At 46.2% G+C, this 16,064-nt stretch carries 13 protein-coding genes; 10 read left to right on the forward strand and 3 right to left on the reverse strand.

The window, feature by feature from the left end; all coding sequences use genetic code 11:
* The first annotated feature begins 1 nt into the window (after nucleotide 1).
* Complete coding sequence (gene purD, locus C1T29_RS04085; protein WP_103750059.1) at nucleotides 2-1,270, forward strand: phosphoribosylamine--glycine ligase; 1,269 nt, start codon at nucleotides 2-4, stop codon at nucleotides 1,268-1,270.
* 37 nt (nucleotides 1,271-1,307) lie between these two features.
* Here the strand turns inward: purD and C1T29_RS04090 are convergent, their stop codons facing one another.
* Nucleotides 1,308-1,730, reverse strand: coding sequence for an Lrp/AsnC family transcriptional regulator (locus C1T29_RS04090; RefSeq protein WP_014663068.1), 423 nt, complete (start codon nucleotides 1,728-1,730; stop codon nucleotides 1,308-1,310).
* A 143-nt stretch (nucleotides 1,731-1,873) separates the two neighbouring features.
* Between C1T29_RS04090 and C1T29_RS04095 the strand changes: the two genes are divergently transcribed.
* Nucleotides 1,874-3,148, forward strand: a complete 1,275-nt coding sequence (locus C1T29_RS04095) for an APC family permease (protein WP_103750058.1) — start codon at nucleotides 1,874-1,876, stop codon at nucleotides 3,146-3,148.
* Between the two features lie 13 nt (nucleotides 3,149-3,161).
* Here the strand turns inward: C1T29_RS04095 and C1T29_RS04100 are convergent, their stop codons facing one another.
* Entirely contained in the window at nucleotides 3,162-3,389 is a 228-nt protein-coding gene (locus C1T29_RS04100) for a YgaP family membrane protein (RefSeq protein WP_040083954.1), read from the reverse strand.
* A 128-nt stretch (nucleotides 3,390-3,517) separates the two neighbouring features.
* On the opposite strand from C1T29_RS04100, the gene C1T29_RS04105 reads away from it, so the two are divergent.
* From C1T29_RS04105 to C1T29_RS04115, 3 genes are read left to right on the forward strand one after another with little or no spacing between them, the layout of a single operon-like run.
* The gene (locus C1T29_RS04105; RefSeq protein ID WP_071581612.1) at nucleotides 3,518-5,260 is read left to right on the forward strand and encodes an adenine deaminase; all 1,743 of its coding nucleotides are present in this window, start codon (nucleotides 3,518-3,520) and stop codon (nucleotides 5,258-5,260) included.
* A 26-nt stretch (nucleotides 5,261-5,286) separates the two neighbouring features.
* On the forward strand, nucleotides 5,287-6,282 hold the full coding sequence (locus C1T29_RS04110) for a DUF3048 domain-containing protein (protein WP_103750057.1): 996 nt from the start codon (nucleotides 5,287-5,289) through the stop codon (nucleotides 6,280-6,282).
* A 2-nt stretch (nucleotides 6,283-6,284) separates the two neighbouring features.
* A complete protein-coding gene (locus C1T29_RS04115) occupies nucleotides 6,285-6,599 on the forward strand; it encodes a YerC/YecD family TrpR-related protein (RefSeq protein WP_003219429.1) in 315 nt (104 codons plus the stop codon).
* Between the two features lie 37 nt (nucleotides 6,600-6,636).
* Here the strand turns inward: C1T29_RS04115 and C1T29_RS04120 are convergent, their stop codons facing one another.
* A complete protein-coding gene (locus tag C1T29_RS04120; RefSeq protein WP_103750056.1) occupies nucleotides 6,637-8,214 on the reverse strand; it encodes an FMN-binding glutamate synthase family protein in 1,578 nt (525 codons plus the stop codon).
* Nucleotides 8,215-8,479: 265 nt separating this feature from the next.
* Between C1T29_RS04120 and C1T29_RS04125 the strand changes: the two genes are divergently transcribed.
* From C1T29_RS04125 to C1T29_RS04145, 5 genes are all read left to right on the forward strand, one after another.
* Nucleotides 8,480-9,166 carry a heptaprenylglyceryl phosphate synthase gene (locus C1T29_RS04125; protein WP_071581610.1) on the forward strand — a complete coding sequence of 229 codons (687 nt, stop codon included), beginning with the start codon at nucleotides 8,480-8,482 and terminating at the stop codon, nucleotides 9,164-9,166.
* A gap of 61 nt (nucleotides 9,167-9,227) precedes the next feature.
* Complete coding sequence (gene pcrA / locus C1T29_RS04130) at nucleotides 9,228-11,447, forward strand: DNA helicase PcrA (RefSeq protein ID WP_040083947.1); 2,220 nt, start codon at nucleotides 9,228-9,230, stop codon at nucleotides 11,445-11,447.
* A gap of 23 nt (nucleotides 11,448-11,470) precedes the next feature.
* Nucleotides 11,471-13,477 (forward strand): NAD-dependent DNA ligase LigA, encoded by a 2,007-nt coding sequence (gene ligA / locus C1T29_RS04135; protein WP_071581608.1) that lies wholly within the window; start codon nucleotides 11,471-11,473, stop codon nucleotides 13,475-13,477.
* Nucleotides 13,478-13,492: 15 nt separating this feature from the next.
* Nucleotides 13,493-14,683: a CamS family sex pheromone protein gene (locus C1T29_RS04140; RefSeq protein WP_014663077.1), complete on the forward strand. Its 1,191-nt coding sequence runs from the start codon at nucleotides 13,493-13,495 to the stop codon at nucleotides 14,681-14,683.
* Nucleotides 14,684-14,807: 124 nt separating this feature from the next.
* On the forward strand, nucleotides 14,808-16,001 hold the full coding sequence (locus C1T29_RS04145) for an MFS transporter (RefSeq protein WP_014663078.1): 1,194 nt from the start codon (nucleotides 14,808-14,810) through the stop codon (nucleotides 15,999-16,001).
* Nucleotides 16,002-16,064 lie beyond the last annotated feature (63 nt).

The following is a 16,064-nucleotide window of genomic DNA, read 5'->3' on the forward strand; positions in this document are numbered from 1 at the left end:
CGTGAATGTATTAATTATCGGTAAAGGCGGAAGAGAGCATACGCTGGCATGGAAGGCAGCGCAAAGCAGCCTCGTCGAGAATGTATTTGCCGCTCCCGGAAATGACGGCATGGCAGCTTCCGCACAGCTTGTAAACATTGAGGAAAGCGACCACGCAGGGCTTGTCTCATTTGCAAAAGAAAATCAGATCGCCCTGACCATTGTCGGCCCTGAGGTTCCTTTAATTGATGGTCTGGTGGATGAATTCGAAAAAGCGGGCTTGCGTGTGTTCGGCCCGTCAAAAGCCGCGGCGATCATCGAAGGAAGCAAACAGTTCGCTAAGGATTTAATGAAGAAATACGACATTCCGACCGCAGAATACGACACGTTTACTTCCTTTGAAGAGGCGAAGGCATATGTGAAGGAAAAAGGCGCTCCAATTGTCATAAAAGCAGATGGGCTTGCAGCTGGAAAAGGCGTTACTGTTGCTATGACAGAGGAAGAAGCAATCGCATGCCTGCATGATTTTCTTGAGGATGAAAAGTTCGGTGATGCGAGCGCGTCTGTTGTCATTGAAGAATATCTTTCTGGTGAAGAATTTTCTCTGATGGCCTTTGTCAAAGGAGAAAAGGTGTATCCGATGGTGATTGCCCAGGATCACAAGCGTGCGTTTGACGGAGACAAAGGCCCGAACACGGGCGGAATGGGGGCTTACTCTCCAGTTCCGCAAATTTCGGAAGAAACGGTCCGCCATGCGGTAGAAACCATCGTGAAGCCGGCCGCCAAAGCAATGGTACAAGAAGGCCGTTCCTTCACTGGCGTTTTGTACGCTGGATTGATGCTCACTGAAAACGGCTCGAAGGTTATCGAATTTAATGCCCGCTTCGGCGATCCGGAAACACAGGTCGTGCTTCCGCGCATGGAATCTGATCTGGTACAGGTGCTTCTTGATCTTTTAGATGATAAGGAAGTTGACTTAAGATGGAAGGATACCGCGGCTGTTAGTGTGGTGCTTGCTTCAGAAGGGTATCCGGAAAGCTATGCAAAAGGCACGCCGATCGGCAGCCTTGCAGCGGAAACCGAGCAGGTCGTGGTCTTCCATGCCGGAACGAAAGCAGAGGGCGGAGAGTTCGTTACAAACGGTGGGCGCGTCGCCAATGTGACGGCTTTTGATGAAACGTTTGAAGCGGCTAGAGACCGAGTGTACAAAGCGGTTGATGAAATATTCAAACCGGGACTCTTTTTCAGAAAAGATATTGGGGCACGCGCTTTAAAGGCTGCCCAAAAATAAGTGAGGAAAACCCGCAGATTAATCTGCGGGTTTTTTGTTACATAAAAGCGGGATGGTGAGCGGAAGAAGAAAGCACAACGAGTGTGGTCGGTTTTCCATGGGCCATCGAGGCGTCAATAAAATCCTCAAGCGTATGTACCGATTCAGTCACGACCTTTGTCACATAGCTGTACATACCCGTGATACGGTGGTTTTCTGCTACATCAGGATGCGATGTTGCAAAGGCAGCGTAGTGCTTGCAGCTTTTCGGCTCCATGAGAATAAAAGCGGTGACATGCTTGTTTAGTTTTTCGTAACAGATATTCGCGCTGTAGCCGGTAATCACTCCTTTGTCTTCAAGCTTCCTGACACGCTCCGCCGCGCTTGGCGAGCTGAGTCCGACAAGCTTTCCCAGCTCAACCATCGTTAATCTGCCATTTCGCTGCAAATGCGAGAGAATCTGAAGGTCTGTATCGTCCATTTGTCTGGCTCCTTTACATATTTAGGCGAATGAATGAAAATTCCTTTGATCATAAGGTAATGCTGTTGATTTAGCTTCATTGTAGCATATGGATGCCGACTTATTTTTTCTATAATAAAGCCATCAATCAGAGAGGAGGCATCATGTTGCCAAAATTACAGCGTTCTATTACTTGGATACAAGGGACGGCGTTAACGATTGGGGCCGTTTTAGGCTGCGGGATATTAATTCTGCCGTCTGTAACAGCTGACGCAGCCGGTCCCGCTTCTTTATTTGTTTGGGTGTTCATATCCTTCTTATCTTTTCTTCTTGTCGGCACGCTGGCCCGGCTTGTGAAAATAGCGCCCAGCGCGGGAGGAATCACGGCTTATGTACAGCTGGCCTTTCCAAAAAAAGCCGGGGCTATTTTGGGCTGGATCATGTTAGGGTCCGTTCCGATCGGCGTTCCCATCATCGCTTTGACTGGCGCGCATTACGTCAGTTACGTCACAGAGGCGGCGGATTGGCAGATTACATCGATTGCTGGTTGCATGCTGGCTATCTCTATTTTGCTTCATATGAGAGGGATTCAACTATCCGCAAACATCAGTACACTCGTTATATGTGTCATCGTATTTCTGCTTGTCACTTCTATTGCTGTGTCATTGCCACACGTCACGATAGCACAATTCAAGCCGTTTCTTCCACATGGCTGGTCTGCCGCGGGATCTGTTTCAGTTATGATTTTTTTCTCCTTTGTAGGCTGGGAAATGATTACCCCGTTGGCAGAGGAATTTCATCGCCCTGAAAAAGATGTCCCGCTTAGCTTGTTTTTGGCAGCGTCTTGTGTGGCAGGGCTGTATATCATGCTGTCATTTGTGACGGTGGGGACTCATTCATATGGACAGAATGGAGAAATTGCATCGCTTGCCATGCTCATCTCAAAAGGAGCAGGAGAAAGCGGTGTATATGTCACGGTATGTTTAGCGCTCTTTATTACATTCGCCACCATACACGCAAATATTGCTGGTTTTTCAAGAATGGTGTACGCATTGGCGAGAGAGGGGCACATACCCGTATTTTTTGGAAAACTAAGTGCGACAAAACGTACGCCTATCCGTGTTTTGACCGCGATGGCCGCGGTGTTTGGCTTAGTGCTTGCAGCGCATGGCCTGTTTCAAATCGATTTGACGACTCTGTTGAAAGGGCCGAGCGCGGCTTTCATCGCATCTTACCTATGTACATTGGCGGCAGCACTGAAACTCCTGAGCTGGAGAGATTCGGGCTGGTGGATGGCGCTCGGGGCGTTTGTGGCGTGCGCGGTGATCTACTCATTCAGCGGCTGGGCGCTTCTTTATCCGGCAGTGCTGGCAGCTGCAGGATATTTCTATATGAAAACAAAGGGTGGGCATAAAAAAAAGCTCGATCACGTTTCGTGATCAAGCTTTTTCTTTATCCGTTTTGCTGGCCGTTATTTCCAGAATCGCTGTTTTGAAACATGTAGGTCACAGGACAGAATCGCAGGATTCCCGAACCCGCTTTCATGGCCCCCATAAAGATGTAAAAGAGATGCATTCTGCACCAAGGTTTTTTCGTAAATTTTGCGCTCGCGGCTGACATAATCGTCAATCCGCAGGCGATTCTGAAGACGGCATTGATGAGACTGATGTTTGGCTTCATGGAAATCCGCTCCTTTTACTTGAAAAAGTTTTTTAATTGAACCTTCAAAAATTTGTAACGTTTTTATCGTGCGTGATGAGGAAGGATGTGATACCATGAGTCTAATACATATAAAGGAGAGTATGTGAATGTCCGAACGCACCTTTAACTGGAAAAACAAAGACATCAGGGCACAGGTTGATGTTGTAGACTCAAAGCTGCTTCCAACGCTCCTTTTACGGAATGCTCTCGTCTTAAATCCATATGTAAAACAATGGCTGAAAAAAAACATTTGGATTTATCAGGACCGCATTGTTTATGTGGGTCATGAACTTCCGAATAGAGCCGAAAAAATTCATACGATTGATTGTGAAGGAAAATACATTGTGCCGGGTTATATTGAACCGCACGCACATCCTTTTCAAATATATAATCCCCAAACACTGGCGGAATATGTGTCTCAATACGGAACCACGACATTTGTGAATGATAATTTATTTTTGCTTTTGCAAAGCGGAAAAAAGAAAGCGCTTACGATTTTGAATGAACTCAAAAAGCAGCCTGTCCAGTATTTCTGGTGGTCACGCTATGACCTCCAGACAGAGGTTTTGAACGAGGACCACGTTCTTCCGTTTGATGTCAGAAAACAGTGGATTGAACATCCGGATGTGATTCAAGGCGGAGAAATGACCGGATGGCCTCGCCTTGTAGATGGTGATGATTTAATGCTACACTGCATGCAAGCTACAAAGAAACAAAGAAAACGCATTGAAGGGCATTTTCCCGGCGCTTCTGATAAAACGCTTACAAAAATGAAGCTGTTCGGAGCGGATTGCGATCATGAAGCGATGACAGGTGATGAAGTGATGAGAAGGCTGGAACTGGGCTATTATGTTTCACTTCGGAACTCTTCCATTCGCCCTGATGTAAGAAAAATCTTGCAGGAGCTGCATGAGAAGGGCTTCCGCTATTATGACCACTTCTTTTACACGACAGACGGCGCGACGCCGAATTTCTATAAAGGCGGCATGACAAACGAGCTGATCCGCATTGCGTTAGAAGAAGGCGTACCTGCAATTGACGCCTACAATATGGCATCATTTAATATTGCGAAGTATTACCAAATGGATGATTATTTAGGAGTTGTCGGACCTGGCAGACTGGCTTCGCTGAACATACTGGAAGACCCGCTAAATCCAAATCCCGTGACTGTTCTGTCAAAAGGGACCGTCCTGCGAGAAGACGGCTGTGATTTGAAGGCGTTTACAAATATGGACTGGAACAAAGGCGGTCTTGTCCCGCTTGAGCTTTCATATGATATGACGATGGATGACTTGCAGTTTTCTATGCCGATGGGCGTGAAAATGCGGAATGCGGTCATTATGGAGCCGTATATGATTGAGATCGACAATTCGATGGAACAGCTCTCGTTTGACCATGATGAAAGTTATTTGACGATGCTCGACAGACACGGGAAATGGCGCGTCAATACGATGATAAAAGGCTTTGCCTCAAACGTGCAGGGCTTTGTTAGCTCCTTTACGACGACTGGCGATATTGTCGCGATTGGTAAAAATAAAGCGGATATGCTGCTCGCTTTCGCCCGCATGAAAGAGATCGGGGGAGGAATCGTTCTGGCGGAAAACGGGAACATTCTGTATGAAATTCCGCTTGCGCTGTGCGGCTGCGCCTCTTCAGAAGCATATGAAGTCGTGCTTGAGAAGGAACAGAAGCTGAGAGATCTTTTGACAGAAAGAGGCTACAAATTTAGTGATCCCGTCTATACGCTGCTCTTTTTGCAAAGTACGCACCTTCCGTATATACGCATTACGCCGAGAGGAATCTTCGACGTCATGAAAAAAACTGTACTCTTTCCATCGATAATGCGTTAAAATATAAAAGAGCGGGGAGCCGACATATGAAAAAATGGATGACAGTTTGCGTGCTGTGTTTCGTGTTTTTTCTGCTTGTATCCTGCCAGCAGAAGGACGCTGTCCCGGATTCCGCAAAGAAGCTGAAAGCTCCTTTGACTGGACTGGAGATTGAACAGAAGGTGACTGAACGCCGGCCTGTTGCTGTTGTGGTGAACAATCATCCGAAGGCGAGGCCGCAGTCTGGACTGTCTAAAGCCGACATTGTCATAGAAGCGCTTGCAGAAGGGCAGATCACACGATTTCTGGCTATTTTCCAAAGCCAGATGCCTGAAACTGTCGGACCTGTGCGGAGCGCGCGGGAATATTTCGTCACTCTCAGCAATGGCTTTGACAGCATATTTGTCCATCACGGCTGGAGTCCCGGCGCCAAAGAGCAGCTAGAATCCGGAGCTGCCGATTATATAAACGGATTGGATTTTGACGGAAGCTTATTTTGGAGAGCTGATTTCAGCAAACCGCCCCATAATTCCTACACGTCTTATGATTACATAAAAAAGGCGGCGGAACAAAAGGGATATGAGCTGAAGCGGGAAACAAATCCGCTGCTGTTTCAAACATCAGAAGCAAAACCTGCAAATGAATCTTACAATGTTCGGGTAGATTATGGAACAAAAAACGTTACAAATCTTGTCGAATACAACTATGATAAAAAAGCTGAATCTTATACAAGAAGCTCTGATGGTGTCATAACGACAGACCGGGAAACCGGAAAGCCGGTTGCAATGCAAAATATTTTCATTGTTGAAGCCAGCCATCATATTATTGATCAAGATGGAAGGCGGGACATCGACTTGGAATCAGGGGGGAAAGGTCTGTTGTTTCAGCACGGAAACGTCATTGAAACAGACTGGAAACAAGTGAATGGCAGAATTGTGCCGATAAAAGACGGCAAGTGGCTTCCGTTTGTGCCAGGAAAGACTTGGATCAATATCGTACCTGATCTTGATGCGGCTTCCATTAGTAAAGGAGAAGGTGTGTAACGATGCAAATCGATAAATTACGCGGCAAAGAGCTGGACCAGTTATTTAACTCGATCTTATCGCTGAAAGACCTGGAGGAATGTTACCGGTTCTTCGATGATCTATGCACAATTAACGAAATTCAATCGCTGGCTCAACGCCTTGAAGTGGCGCGCATGCTTCGCGAAGGAAACACGTATCATAAGATTGAAACAGAAACAGGCGCTTCCACAGCTACGATTTCCCGTGTGAAACGCTGCTTAAATTACGGAAATGACGCTTATGAAATGGCGCTCGACCGTGTGAAGGAGACGGAAACTGAGTCTTCTTCTAAATAACAAAAAACCGCCCTGCCGTTTGGCAAGGGCGGTTTCTTTATGAAACAAATTGATGGATCAGGTTGTCGATATCGACAATGCTGCCATCCTCTTTTCGATAGACAACATGCTCCTTGGAAAAGTGAACCGGCGAATTGATTCCTGCTGCGGCTGCAAGGTTAAACAGCCCCTCGCGCAGTGAAATAACATAGTTGCAGACACGGTGCTGTTTTTCCTCAATGCTCAATGCTTTTTGCAATTTTGGATCTGTCGTCGCCACGCCTGCTGGACAGGTGTTGTTGTGGCAGACGAGAGCACGGATGCAGCCAACCGAAAACATCATGCCGCGTGCGATGTTGACAAAGTCAGCGCCGAGAGCTAAGGCGACCGCGATTTTATCAGGAGTCAGGAGCTTTCCGGAAGCAAAGATTTTCAGCTGTCTGCGCAACCCGTACTGTCTAAGAAGCGTGTCAACAATAGGCAGTGCTGTCATAATCGGAAGGCCGACTGTATCCGCGAGCTCGTAAAAGGAAGCTCCGGTACCGCCTTCACTTCCGTCGATCGTGATAAAATCCGGATGCTTTCCGCTTTTCTGCATATAGGAGAAAAGCTCATGCAATTCTTCAGGATGCCCTGCGACCAGTTTGATGCCGACTGGCTTTTGCCCGACATCCCTAAGTTTTTCAATAAAGTCGAGCATTTCAGGAGGGTTTGAGAATTCATAAAAGCGGTTCGGGCTGTCAATCGACTTTCCTGGTTCGACATTCCGAATGTCTGCCACTTCCTCTGATACTTTGGCGCCGTCCACGTGGCCGCCCCGGGTTTTTGCTCCTTGTGCCAGCTTTAGCTCAAACGCTTTAATCTGGTCAATTCTGCTTTTTCTTTTAAATTCCTCCCACGAAAATTCCCCATTTCTTTTGCGCACGCCGAATAGGCCCGGTCCGATTTGGCAAATGATATCGGCGCCGCCCTTTAAGTGATACTCAGACAATCCTCCCTCACCTGTATTCATCCAGGTGCCGCCTGCCTGATGGAGCCCTTTTGAGAGCGCCGTAATTGCTCGTTCTCCGAGGGAGCCGTAGCTCATTGCAGACTGGCCGACTAATCCCTTCACGTGAAATGGCTTCTCGCATGTATGCTCGCCAATCACCTGCACATCATCAGGATGAAGAAAATACGGATCTGCCTTGATGCGTTCGGCGTGTTCCTTGCGTTTGAAGAGATTGTTTGCATCCATTTTATAGATTTGGGTTTCAATTTTTGGCGTTTGATTTACGTGCATTTCTTCCCTTTGTTTTGGAAACATAGCGTTACGGATATAATAGCCGGGTTTATCAAAATCTCTTACAGATCCAAAGCCCATCATTCTGCTTTTGTATTTGCCAGAGATAACCGTTTGCTCATATTCCTTTCGTGAAAAAGGCTGCTCTTCATTGTCATTGCTATATAAATACTGTCTGAGCTCCGGCCCGATTTTTTCAAGGATATACCGAAACCTTCCGATGACGGGGTAGTTGCGAAGAATTGAGTGCTCCTGCTGTTTTTCATCTTTTATGTAGATCCAGGCAAATAAGACGATCGGGATAGCGATGATCCCAATGATAAATGCGATGAGTGCAATAATAATGGTTTCCATCTCTCAGCCTCCCTTTTTTATGTAACCATTTCCACAGTTGAACACTTTCCAAACAATAGCAGAGGGAATCTGGTGAAAAATGTGCGCTTTTGCAGAAACAAGACTCACCGCGCAGGTACGTCCGCCTGCTCTCTTTTTTTATGAAAAAAGAATCAAAACACCTTTTTCAGTGAATAACGAGATTAACGGCTTTTTCCGTTTTTCCGCGCTATGTGAATTTGTTATAATGTTTAAATGGTAACAAACGAATGGAGGAACGTATGACGTGTACGATGTAACAGAGTGGAAGCATGTCTTTAAACTCGATCCAAATAAAGATTTGCCTGACGAACAGCTGGAGATCCTTTGCGAATCAGGAACGGATGCGGTCATTATCGGAGGAAGCGATGGTGTGACAGAGGATAATGTCCTGCGGATGATGTCTAAGGTCAGACGGTTTTTGGTGCCGTGTGTTCTTGAGGTGTCAGCGATTGAAGCGATCGTTCCCGGCTTTGACTTATATTTTATTCCGAGTGTATTAAACAGCAAAAACACGGATTGGATTGTCGGAATGCACCAGAAAGCCATGAAGGAATATGGAGAACTGATGTCTATGGAAGAAATCGTGGCGGAAGGCTACTGCATCGCAAATCCAGATTGCAAAGCGGCGGCACTGACTGAAGCGGATGCCGAAATGAGTACTGACGATATTGTCGCTTATGCGCGTGTGTCAGAGCTGCTGCAGCTGCCGATTTTTTATTTAGAATACAGCGGCATGCTTGGAGACATAGAAGCTGTCAAGAAAACGAAGGCTGTATTGGAAACGTCCACCTTGTTTTATGGCGGCGGCATCAAGGATGCGGAAACGGCCAAACAGTATGCAGAGCATGCGGACGTGATCGTTGTAGGCAATGCGGTGTATGAAGATTTCGACAAGGCTTTGAAAACAGTAGCGGCTGTGAGAGGCGAGTAGTAAATTGTACGGATTTGGTTTATGATAGAACATATGTTTTGTATAGGCGGGTGAACAAATTTTGAATTATATTAGCAATCAATTACTAAGCGGTTTAAATCCCGTTCAGCAGGAAGCAGTCAAAACAACGGACGGGCCTCTTTTGCTGATGGCGGGAGCGGGAAGCGGAAAGACGCGTGTCCTGACACACAGAATTGCTTATTTAATGGCAGAAAAGCATGTGGCGCCGTGGAACATTCTGGCGATCACATTTACCAATAAAGCGGCACGCGAAATGAAAGAACGTGTGGAAAGCATCCTCGGACCCGGCGCGGACGATATCTGGATTTCCACATTCCACAGCATGTGCGTGCGGATCTTGCGCAGAGATATCGATCGGATTGGGATTAATCGAAATTTCTCCATCCTTGATACGGCGGACCAGCTTTCAGTAATCAAGGGGATTTTGAAGGAGCGCAATCTTGATCCGAAGAAGTTTGACCCGAGAAGCATCCTTGGCACGATCAGCAGTGCGAAAAACGAATTAACCGAACCGGAGGAATTCTCTAAGGTTGCCGGCGGCTACTACGATCAGGTGGTCAGCGACGTATATGCTGATTATCAGAAGAAGCTTTTGAAAAACCAGTCGCTCGATTTCGACGATTTAATTATGACGACGATTAAACTGTTTGACAGAGTACCTGAAGTGCTTGAATTTTATCAGCGCAAATTCCAGTACATCCACGTTGATGAGTATCAGGATACGAACAGGGCACAATACATGCTCGTTAAGCAGCTTGCCGAGCGTTTCCAGAACCTTTGCGTTGTCGGGGACTCTGATCAGTCGATCTACAGATGGCGCGGCGCGGATATCACCAACATTCTTTCATTTGAAAAAGATTATCCGAATGCAAGCGTGATTTTGCTAGAACAAAACTATCGTTCAACGAAACGGATTTTGCGCGCGGCTAACGAGGTCATCAAAAATAACTCTAACCGCAAACCGAAAAATTTGTGGACGGAAAACGATGAAGGCATCAAGATTTCTTATTATCGCGGTGATAATGAGTTCGGTGAAGGACAGTTTGTGGCCGGCAAAATTCATCAGCTTCACAGTTCAGGCAAGCGGAAGCTGTCGGATATCGCCATTTTATACCGGACAAACGCGCAGTCCCGTGTGATTGAGGAAACGCTTCTCAAAGCGGGTTTGAACTATAACATTGTCGGCGGGACAAAGTTCTATGACAGAAAAGAAATTAAAGACATTCTTGCGTACCTGCGCCTCGTATCCAATCCGGATGACGATATCAGTTTCACGCGCATTGTCAATGTGCCGAAGCGCGGAGTTGGCGCGACATCACTTGAGAAAATCGCTTCGTATGCGGCCATAAACGGTTTGTCATTTTTCCAAGCGATTCAGCAGGTTGATTTTATCGGCGTCAGTGCCAAAGCAGCCAACGCGCTTGACAGCTTCAGACAGATGATTGAGAACCTGACCAATATGCAGGATTACTTATCCATTACGGAGCTGACAGAAGAAATTCTTGATAAGACCGAATACAGAGAAATGCTGAAAGCTGAGAAATCGATCGAAGCCCAAAGCCGTTTAGAAAACATCGACGAGTTCCTGTCTGTTACGAAAAACTTTGAACAGAAAAGTGAGGACAAGACACTCGTTGCGTTCCTGACAGACTTGGCGCTGATTGCAGATATCGATCAGCTCGACCAGAAGGAGGAAGAGTCAGGCGGCAAGGATGCAATCACCTTGATGACACTGCACGCCGCAAAAGGGCTTGAATTCCCGGTTGTTTTCTTGATGGGGCTTGAAGAAGGCGTCTTCCCGCACAGCCGTTCATTAATGGAGGAAGCGGAAATGGAAGAAGAACGCCGCCTTGCTTACGTTGGGATTACAAGGGCGGAGCAGGAGCTCTATCTGACCAACGCCAAAATGCGCACCTTGTTTGGCCGAACGAATATGAACCCGGAATCTCGCTTTATTGCTGAAATACCGGATGATTTATTGGAAAACCTAAATGAGAAAAAAGAAACGAGAGCGCCTTCTGCGAGAAAAATGCAGCCGAGACGCGGCCCTGTTTCACGTCCGGTATCCTACGCCAGCAAAACAGGCGGCGACACCTTGAACTGGGCAGTCGGAGATAAGGCGGGCCATAAAAAATGGGGAACAGGAACTGTCGTCAGTGTGAAAGGCGAAGGAGAAGGGACGGAGCTCGATATTGCCTTCCCGAGTCCTGTCGGCGTGAAACGCCTGTTAGCAGCATTTGCTCCTATTGAAAAGCAGTAATTGAAGAGGAAAGGAAGAAGCAGATGGACAAAGAAACAGCCAAGCAGCGGGCAGACGAACTGCGCCGCACCATCAACAAGTATAGCTATGAATATTACACCCTAGATGAACCGAGCGTCCCTGATGCCGAATACGACAGATTGATGCAGGAGCTGATTGCGATCGAGGAGGAGCATCCAGACCTCAGAACGCCTGACTCTCCTACGCAGCGCGTCGGCGGAGCCGTGCTTGAAGCGTTTCAAAAGGTCACCCACGGCACACCGATGCTCAGTCTGGGCAACGCCTTTAATGCTGATGATCTCCGTGATTTCGACCGCCGTGTGCGCCAAGCCGTCGGTGACGATGTGGCGTATAATGTGGAGCTGAAAATAGACGGTCTTGCTGTTTCTCTCCGTTATGAAGACGGCTATTTTGTCAGAGGAGCCACACGAGGTGACGGAACGACGGGAGAGGATATTACTGAGAATCTGAAGACGATTCGCAATATCCCGCTCAAAATGAACCGTGAGCTGTCGATCGAAGTGCGCGGCGAGGCGTATATGCCGAAGCGTTCGTTTGAAGCACTCAATGAAGAACGAATTAAAAATGAAGAAGAACCGTTCGCTAATCCGCGAAATGCCGCGGCAGGATCACTTAGACAGCTCGATCCGAAAATTGCAGCGAAACGAAACCTTGATATCTTCGTCTACAGTATAGCGGAGCTTGACGAGATGGGTGTGGAGACGCAAAGCCAAGGGCTTGATTTTCTCGACGAACTCGGATTTAAAACGAATCAGGAACGAAAAAAATGCGGCGACATAGAAGAAGTCATTACGCTGATCGATGAGCTTCAGGCGAAGCGCGCTGACCTGCCGTACGAAATAGACGGCATTGTCATTAAAGTCGATTCTCTCGATCAGCAGGAGGAGCTCGGTTTTACGGCGAAAAGCCCGCGCTGGGCCATCGCGTATAAGTTTCCTGCTGAAGAGGTCGTGACGAAGCTTCTCGATATCGAATTAAATGTCGGCAGAACGGGTGTGATCACGCCGACCGCGATTCTTGAGCCGGTAAAAGTTGCCGGCACAACGGTCTCAAGAGCATCCCTTCATAACGAAGATTTAATTAAAGAGAAGGACATTCGGATTTTGGATAAGGTTGTTGTCAAAAAAGCGGGCGATATCATCCCGGAAGTCGTGAATGTCCTCGTTGAACAGCGCACAGGAGAAGAAAAGGAATTCAGCATGCCGACGGAATGTCCTGAATGCGGCAGTGAGCTCGTCCGGATCGAAGGAGAAGTGGCGCTTCGCTGCATTAACCCTGAATGTCCGGCGCAAATCCGGGAAGGGCTGATCCATTTCGTTTCCCGCAATGCCATGAACATTGACGGGCTCGGCGAACGAGTGATCACACAGCTGTTTGAGGAAAACCTTGTCCGCAATGTGGCAGATTTATATAAGCTGACGAAGGAACAAGTCATCCAGCTCGAACGCATGGGTGAAAAGTCCACTGAAAACCTGATCAGCTCCATCCAAAAATCAAAAGAAAATTCGTTAGAGCGCCTGCTGTTTGGGCTTGGCATCCGCTTTATCGGATCAAAGGCTGCAAAGACGCTCGCCATGCAGTTTGAAAGCTTGGAGAACCTGAAAAAAGCCTCTAAAGACGAACTTCTCGCGGTTGATGAAATCGGTGAAAAAATGGCTGACGCGGTCATCACCTATTTTCATAAAGAAGAAATGCTTGAACTCTTGAATGAACTTCAGGAGCTGGGCGTAAACACGCTTTACAAAGGCCCGAAAAAAGTAAAGGCAGAGGACAGTGATTCTTACTTTGCCGGTAAAACAATTGTTCTGACAGGAAAGCTGGAAGAACTGTCAAGAAACGAAGCCAAAGCGCAAATCGAAGCGCTGGGCGGAAAACTGACGGGAAGCGTCAGCAAAAACACAGACTTGGTCATCGCCGGAGAAGCGGCGGGAAGCAAGCTGACAAAAGCACAAGAGCTGAACATTGAAGTGTGGAATGAAGAACAGTTAATGGAAGAGCTAAAGAAATAAGAGGAGTGTTTTCTATTGAAAAAGACGTTGGCATTGGCGGCAACGGCGGCAGTATTAATGCTGTCTGCCTGCTCGTCAGGTTTTGGGGGGGAGAAGGAGGAAGAGATTACGCAAAAGACGGCGAAATCGTCAGAAAAAGCGATTGTCCCGAAATATAATATCTCTGACTCCTATTACAAAATGGTGCTGCCGTTTAAGGCAGGCAAAGCGCGCGGCTTAACAACGGAACAGCTGAACACGAGACTGGACATTGACGAGTTTGAAACAGGGCTGATGCGTCTTGCCCAAGATTCTTTCTCGACTGACGATTATCTGTTCCAGGAAGGACAATATTTAGATGAGGATACAGTATTAAGCTGGCTGGCCCGGAAAAAAACGGGCTCTGATTTGAAAAAAGCCGAAAAAGAAGATAAGAACTTCAAAAATGAAGGCTTGAACCCGGCGCTCCCGAGTTCTGGTTCAACAGAAGAAAAGAACGAAAGCAGCCCGATTTATTTAGCATCCATGCTTGAGCACGATTATTTAGTCAGAAAAGACAAGAATTCTATCCAGCTTGGCGGCGTCATGATCGGACTGGCGTTAAACTCAGTGTATTACTATCGTGAAAAAACGGGCGACCCGCAAAAAGAAGTGGAGATTAAGGACAGCACGCTCCGCCAGCAGGGAGAAAAAATCGCACAGGAGGTTATTAACCGCCTCCGTAAAAAAGATAACTTGAAGAATGTGCCAATTACAGTCGCACTCTACAAGCAGGCGTCGAAAACATCGATTGTGCCGGGGAACTTCATCGCCAAAACAGAGGTCAAAGCAGGCTCTACTGATATCTCAAATTGGGATGACATCAATGAAAAATACGTATTCTATCCAGCGGATACAACCACAGCAGAAAAGTACCCGGATGACACCGAGGTCTTTAAGCGGTTCAAAAATTCAATTGAAGAATATTTCCCGAACTATACAGGCGTTGTCGGTACAGCGCTGTATGATAATGATGAAATGAAGAAAATAAAGATTGACATACCAATGCAATTCTACGGAAAAAGTGAAGTTGTCGCGTTTACCCAGTTCCTAACGGGTGAAGTGATGGACTACTACTCTAAAGGCTCAATTGATGTCGAAGTCAATATCACGTCCTCAGACGGACAAGAAGCGGTCATTATCCGCAATGCCGGAGATAAAGAGCCGACTGTTCACATTTATGACTAATATTGGATGACCCCTTGTGCCGCTGCGGCGCAGGGGTTTTTTGCGTTTTTTTGAAGGATAAGTAGCATTGGAGAGGGTGTTTATTTATGTTATGATGTTCTAAAAATAGAAAAGGGTTGAAATTATGAAAAATAAATCCTTTTATTTTATATGGGCGGGCCAGTCAATTGCCAATTTAGGAGATTCTTTATACGTGCTGGTACTGACTCTATTTACGTATCAAGTCACAGACTCGGCCTTCTTGGCATCGCTGGTAGCCATGATGCAGTTCGTGGGTCAGTCATTAAGCGCAGTATTTATACCGGTTTTCATTCATAAATACAGACTAAAGCACATTTTGATTTTTTTACAGTTAACGCAAACCATTCTGTTATCTTTGTTGCTTCTCATATTTATGATAGATTTTAAATCTATTTTTATTTTTTTCTTTATCGTATTTTTAATGTCGCTGTTAGACGGAGGAACGATTCCAGTCAGAAATTCAATGATTCCCCGCTTTGTTCCAAAATCCATGTTGTTGAAAGCAAACAGCTTGGTGCTGACCTCTGACCAAATCGTGCTCCTGCTTGGATGGATGCTCGGCGGTATTTTGATCAAATGGCTCGGGCCGCAATTGCTGCTATTGTTGACTTTTGCCCTTTATGGCACCTCTACAGTCTCTTTATTTTTTGTCAAGGATGCGGGAAAAGGAGATGCGGAAAAGGAAGAAACCGAGTCCTTTATGGATAAAATTTCTTCCGGGTGGAAAGCAATTTATCGCATGCCTGTTATCAGAATGCTGACTGTTCTTGAGCTATTATCCATGTTCGGCAGAAGTATTTGGACAGGAGCCATTATCCTTGTTTATGTCGATGAAGTGCTGCATAAAAGTGAAACATGGTGGGGGTTTATTAACGCAAGCTATTTCGCCGGCACCATTACAGGCGGTTTAATCGTTTGGAAACTTTCAAAAATAATGAATGGAAAACTGTTCTCGATGATTTTATGGACATCACTCGCCATCGGCGCTTGCACACTATGCCTTGCGCTTAATAAGTATGCGTTGGCATCGCTGCTTTTTGTCTTTATTTTAGGACCTTCATTTCAGCTCCGGGGAATTGCGATCAGAACCTATGTGCAGGAGAGCATAAATGAAACTTTGCTTCCGAAAATACTGTCGGCTCAGCATACAATAAGTACATTTGTATACGGTGCATCGATCTTAATTATGAGCAGTCTTACTGATTGGCTGGGTGTCCAATATGTATTTTTCTTAAATTTTATTATTTTTACTGTTTCAGCGCTTTTATCTTTAAAACTAAAAAATGAACAAATATAGACAATCTTTTATAAATATTTACAAATTATTTGTTATGTGATTAAATTGGTGATGTAAAATACT

The sequence above is a fragment of the Bacillus sp. MBGLi79 genome (assembly GCF_002953915.1).

Excerpts from the sequence above, each read along its gene's own strand:
- C1T29_RS04090 (WP_014663068.1), bottom strand. The coding sequence starts at position 1,730 with ATGGACGATACAGACCTTCAGATTCTCTCGCATTTGCAGCGAAATGGC.
- C1T29_RS04095 (WP_103750058.1), top strand. The coding sequence starts at position 1,874 with ATGTTGCCAAAATTACAGCGTTCTATTACTTGGATACAAGGGACGGCG.
- C1T29_RS04100 (WP_040083954.1), bottom strand. The coding sequence starts at position 3,389 with ATGAAGCCAAACATCAGTCTCATCAATGCCGTCTTCAGAATCGCCTGC.
- C1T29_RS04105 (WP_071581612.1), top strand. The coding sequence starts at position 3,518 with ATGTCCGAACGCACCTTTAACTGGAAAAACAAAGACATCAGGGCACAG.
- C1T29_RS04110 (WP_103750057.1), top strand. The coding sequence starts at position 5,287 with ATGAAAAAATGGATGACAGTTTGCGTGCTGTGTTTCGTGTTTTTTCTG.
- C1T29_RS04115 (WP_003219429.1), top strand. The coding sequence starts at position 6,285 with ATGCAAATCGATAAATTACGCGGCAAAGAGCTGGACCAGTTATTTAAC.
- C1T29_RS04120 (WP_103750056.1), bottom strand. The coding sequence starts at position 8,214 with ATGGAAACCATTATTATTGCACTCATCGCATTTATCATTGGGATCATC.
- ligA (WP_071581608.1), top strand. The coding sequence starts at position 11,471 with ATGGACAAAGAAACAGCCAAGCAGCGGGCAGACGAACTGCGCCGCACC.
- C1T29_RS04145 (WP_014663078.1), top strand. The coding sequence starts at position 14,808 with ATGAAAAATAAATCCTTTTATTTTATATGGGCGGGCCAGTCAATTGCC.